Origin of the sequence: Bellilinea sp., from assembly GCF_034432615.1 — a bacterium.
Lineage (GTDB): Bacteria > Chloroflexota > Anaerolineae > Anaerolineales > Anaerolineaceae > Bellilinea.
Genome location: NZ_DAOUBL010000031.1, coordinates 1 through 4,054 on the forward strand (window position 1 = coordinate 1; position 4,054 = coordinate 4,054).

At 60.6% G+C, this 4,054-nt stretch carries 5 protein-coding genes; all 5 read right to left on the reverse strand.

Annotated elements, in window-relative coordinates:
• Positions 1-697: pyridoxal phosphate-dependent aminotransferase family protein (locus VAE48_RS01470; RefSeq protein ID WP_322791532.1), on the reverse strand; the 697-nt coding region annotated here is incomplete at its 3' end.
• On the reverse strand, positions 694-1,695 hold the full coding sequence (locus VAE48_RS01475) for an NlpC/P60 family protein (RefSeq protein ID WP_322791533.1): 1,002 nt from the start codon (positions 1,693-1,695) through the stop codon (positions 694-696). The genes VAE48_RS01470 and VAE48_RS01475, both read right to left, overlap by 4 nt.
• On the reverse strand, positions 1,682-2,743 hold the full coding sequence (locus VAE48_RS01480; protein ID WP_322791534.1) for a dipeptide epimerase: 1,062 nt from the start codon (positions 2,741-2,743) through the stop codon (positions 1,682-1,684). The genes VAE48_RS01475 and VAE48_RS01480 overlap by 14 nt, the downstream gene beginning before the upstream one ends.
• Positions 2,743-3,663: a ribosome small subunit-dependent GTPase A gene (gene rsgA / locus VAE48_RS01485; protein ID WP_322791535.1), complete on the reverse strand. Its 921-nt coding sequence runs from the start codon at positions 3,661-3,663 to the stop codon at positions 2,743-2,745. The genes VAE48_RS01480 and rsgA overlap by 1 nt, the downstream gene beginning before the upstream one ends.
• A gap of 22 nt (positions 3,664-3,685) precedes the next feature.
• A partial coding sequence (locus VAE48_RS01490) for a penicillin-binding transpeptidase domain-containing protein (RefSeq protein ID WP_322791536.1) occupies positions 3,686-4,054 on the reverse strand: 369 nt, incomplete at its 5' end.

The window sequence follows — 4,054 nt, forward strand, 5'->3', positions numbered from 1 at the left end:
TGCCGAACAGAATGCCGCCGTAACCGCCCAGCGCTTTGCTGAGTGTGGCGCATACCTGCACACTTTCTGCGCCGCCCAGTCCCAGCCATTCCAGGCTGCCGCGCCCGTTTTTACCCAACACGCCCACCCCGTGGGCGTCATCCACCCCCAGCAGGCCGTCAAAGGACTGCACCAAGGGCAGGTATTCATCCAGCGGGGCAACTTCGCCTGAAATGGGGAACAGGCCGTCCGTCAGCACCAGTGGACGTTCATCCGCGCCGAGGTGAAGGCGCAAACTTTCTGCCAGATGGGATGCATCCCGGTGGTGGAAGAAGTGCAACGGTTTGCCGCTGGCGCGGGCGGCGTCGCGCAGCGAGTAGTGCGCGGCTTCGTCCAGAAAGATGTGATCATACCGTTCGGCCAGCCCCTGCACCAGAATCATCCCGCCCAGATAACCGGAAGCATAATACAGGACGCCCTCTTCCCCAAAAAAGGCAGTCGCCTGGCGGTTGAGTTCGTCGTAGAGCGGGTGTTCGCCATAGCCGCCGCGCGAAGTGGCGGTGCTCATCCCATAGCGTTGAACGGCCTGCACGGCGGCCTGAATCACGGCTGGATGATTGTGCAAGCCGAGGTAGCCGGTGCCGGAGAAGTAATCGCGCTCCCGCCCGGCAATGACGACCCTTGCCCCCAGCGGCGTTTCAAAAGCCAGACCGCTCATTTCAAATAAGTGCGCGCCCCGACAAAATGCTCGCGCAGGTAGGCATCTTTCTGAATGTTATCGAAGTAAACCCCGTTGCGCGAACGAGAGGAATGGACAATCTCCCAGCCGCCCATGCTGATGGCAACGTGGGTGATGCTGCGGGTTTCGCCGTTTTCGCCAAAGAAGGCTAAATCACCGGGCTGCATTTCCTCCGGTTCAATCGGCTTGCCGTCTTCCATTTGCATATCAGCATCGCGGCGGATGGTGATGCCCACCCAGCGGTGGAGCAGCTGCGCCAGGCCGGAGCAGTCAATCCCGTGCGCGCTCGTGCCACCCCACAGATAGGGCACGCCGATCAGCCGGGCGGCATCGGCGGTGATTTGGGCGCGACGGGCGGCTTCGCTTTGCGGCAGGCTGGTCAGGCTGCGCAGGTCCTCCAGCGGCAGCCAGCCGCTTTGATTGGCCTGCAGGTAAGCCCAGCCGTCCTGTTCCTGCCAGACCTGAACGAAAGTGCCGCCCAGAACCCGCGTCAGCAAGGGCGCGTTTTGGCGCGGTTCGCTGCGCAGCAAACCGACCGGTGCCACCACCAGATGGGTGGGCGGAGCAGCCGGCTGCTCACGCAGATAGGGGCGGTAAGTCCAGCCCAGATAGCCGTCATCGCAGCGCACGAAAACCCAGCGCTCCTGTTCCTCCAACACTTCCACCCGCCGCCCGTAAAGCAGTTGGGTTAACTGCTCGGCGAGGAAAGAAGGCTGGCGGTGCAGGCTGGTCAGGTTGGTTGCCACGCACAGCGTTGCGCTTGCCGAACGGCGCAGCACGCGCACGGCATGAGCATCCATCGTCCAGCCCGGCGGCAAATGCCGGCGCAATTCTTCCAGATCGGATTCTTCCAGTACCCGTCCGCTCAACACCACCTGCGAGGCGGTTTGCTTTTCAACATGAACATCAAAGAGGTGTTCCCGTTCATCGCGGTGGTGAGAGGCAATTTCTTCCAGCAAGGTTTCAATGTTGTTCATGGTCGCCATTTTTCTCCTCGACTGCTTCTACCGTTTTCAAAATGACTCCCAAACCGGGGCGTTCCGGTACGCGGATGCGCAGGTTTTTATCATAGGTGATGCCCTCAAAGGGGTCATTGGCAATCAGCAAAGGCGCGTCCAGATCAATCCACTCCGCCAGTCCGCACAGGTGAGCCATGGCGGTGGTGCCCAGCGAGGTTTCTACCATGCAGCCCAGCATGACCTTCAATCCCAGTTCACGGGCGCGGTTCACCATGCGCAGGGTGGGCGTCAGACCGCCGGCTTTCATCAGTTTCAGGTTCACTCCCGCAATGCCAGCCTGAGCCAGTTTTTCAATATCGGCCAGGGTGCGCACCGATTCATCCGCCACCAACGGAATGCTGGTGACTTTTTGCAGTTCACCCATCGCCTCAATTTCGTGAACGCCCAGTGGCTGTTCGATCATTTCCAGGTCGAGATTTTCCATGGCGCGGATGTTGTAGAGCGCATCTTCAAAAGACCAGCCGGCATTAGCATCCACCCGCAGGCGGGCATCCGGGCGGGCGCTGCGCACGGCGCGCAGGCGGGTCAGGTCGTCGTCGGAACCCAGTTTGACCTTGATGATGGGAAATTCGGGATGTTCGGCTGCCTGCTGAGCCATGGCATCCGGCGTGTCAATGGCAATGGTGAACGAAGTGGGCAGTCCGCTGGGATAAGGCAGCCCAAGCAGTTTGTAGAGCGGCAGATTATGGGTCAGACCGATGCTGTCGTACAGGGCCAGATCGAGTGCGGCGCGGGCAGCGGGCGGACCTTCTTCTCCCAGCCATTCTTCAATTTCCGCAGGCGTTTCGGGAAGGCGGCGGCCGGTTTGGGACATCTTCTGCCAGTATTCTTCAAAACTGGCGAAATCCACGCCGTAGTAGGGTGGCAGGGTGGCTTCCCCCCACCCGGCGTCCTTATCCAGCCGCAGCCAGTAGGTTTCGCGGGTTTCGCTCACTCCGTAAGAAAGGCGGAACGGGTTGCGTAAAATGAGCGTCAACTTTTGCCATTGCATTCGACAGATGACCATTATTCTTCTTCCTCCTCCCCAAAGCGCATGCGCAGGTAGGATTGATAGCGGCGCGGGGAAATTTCACCATTTTGCAGGGCAGCCTGCACGGCACAACCCGGTTCGCTGCGATGGGTGCAGTCATTGAAGGCGCATTGCTGCACCCGCTCGCGCAGTTCCGGAAAGTAACCGTCCAGTTCTTCCGGCTGCACATCCCACAATGCCAGCATACGCAAGCCGGGCAAGTCGGCCACAAAACCGCCATCCTGCAGCGGAAACATCTGGCGGATGACGGTGGTATGCCGGCCTTTGGAGGTAGCCTGACTGACTTCCCGAACCGCCAGGCCCAGTTCGGGTTGAATGGCATTCAGCAGGCTGGATTTGCCTACTCCCGAAGGGCCGGCCAGTGCCGAAAGTTTGCCTTTCAGGCAGTCATGCAATTGTTGAATGCCCTCGCCGGTTTTCACCGAGGTGTAGATCACCGGATAACCCAGCGGGGGGTATTCGGCAAACAATCGGCGGGCTTCTTCCGCCGCCACCAGATCGGTCTTGTTGGCAACAATCAGAGGGGGAATACCCTGCTGTTCGGCAATCACCAGGAAGCGGTCGAGCATGCCCAGCCGCGGAGCAGGATTGGCGCAGGAAAACACAAACACCACCTGATCGGGGTTGGCCAGCAGTACCTGCTGATATTCGCCGCGCGCGGTGGGCGCCATGCGCACCAGGGCATGCGTGCGCGGTTCAACCGCTTCGATCACCCCCGTGCCGTCCGGCAGCGGGAGGAATTGCACCCGGTCTCCCAGAGCGACAATGTCAGCCTGGGCGCGCTGTTTTTTCAAGCGCCCGCGCAAACGGCACACCCACGTTCCATGTTCGTTCTGTACGGTATAAAAGCCGGATAATAAGCGCGTAACCTGTCCGTGCAAGGTGGGTTGATTCATAGCCTTTACGGCGCGGCTCCAATCATGGTTCGGGGGTGCTGGTGGGTTCAGGAGTGCTGGTTGGGCGCGGGGTGTCGGTGTAGAGGGAGGTCGGCGTGCGGGTGATGTAGAAGGTGGATTCCCACGGATACAGGCGGCTGGGACGCCCGAAGAAGTACGACTCAACCACCCGCCGGAAGATTGGAGCGGCAATCTCGGAGCCTTCGCCGGCGTTTTCGGCAATCACCGCCACGGCAATGTCGGGCAGGTCGCTCCGACCGGCATCGGTATAACCGGCAAACCAGGCGTGCGGTTCACCGCCGGGATTGCTGGCTGTGCCGGTTTTGCCGTAGACCGGTACCTGCAGCCCCACCATCACGTATTGGGCCGTGCCGCGCTGGTTGGCAACCAC

Coding starts and splice junctions, on each gene's coding strand:
- VAE48_RS01475 (WP_322791533.1), bottom strand. CDS start 1,695: ATGAACAACATTGAAACCTTGCTGGAAGAAATTGCCTCTCACCACCGC.
- rsgA (WP_322791535.1), bottom strand. CDS start 3,663: ATGAATCAACCCACCTTGCACGGACAGGTTACGCGCTTATTATCCGGC.
- VAE48_RS01480 (WP_322791534.1), bottom strand. CDS start 2,743: ATGGTCATCTGTCGAATGCAATGGCAAAAGTTGACGCTCATTTTACGC.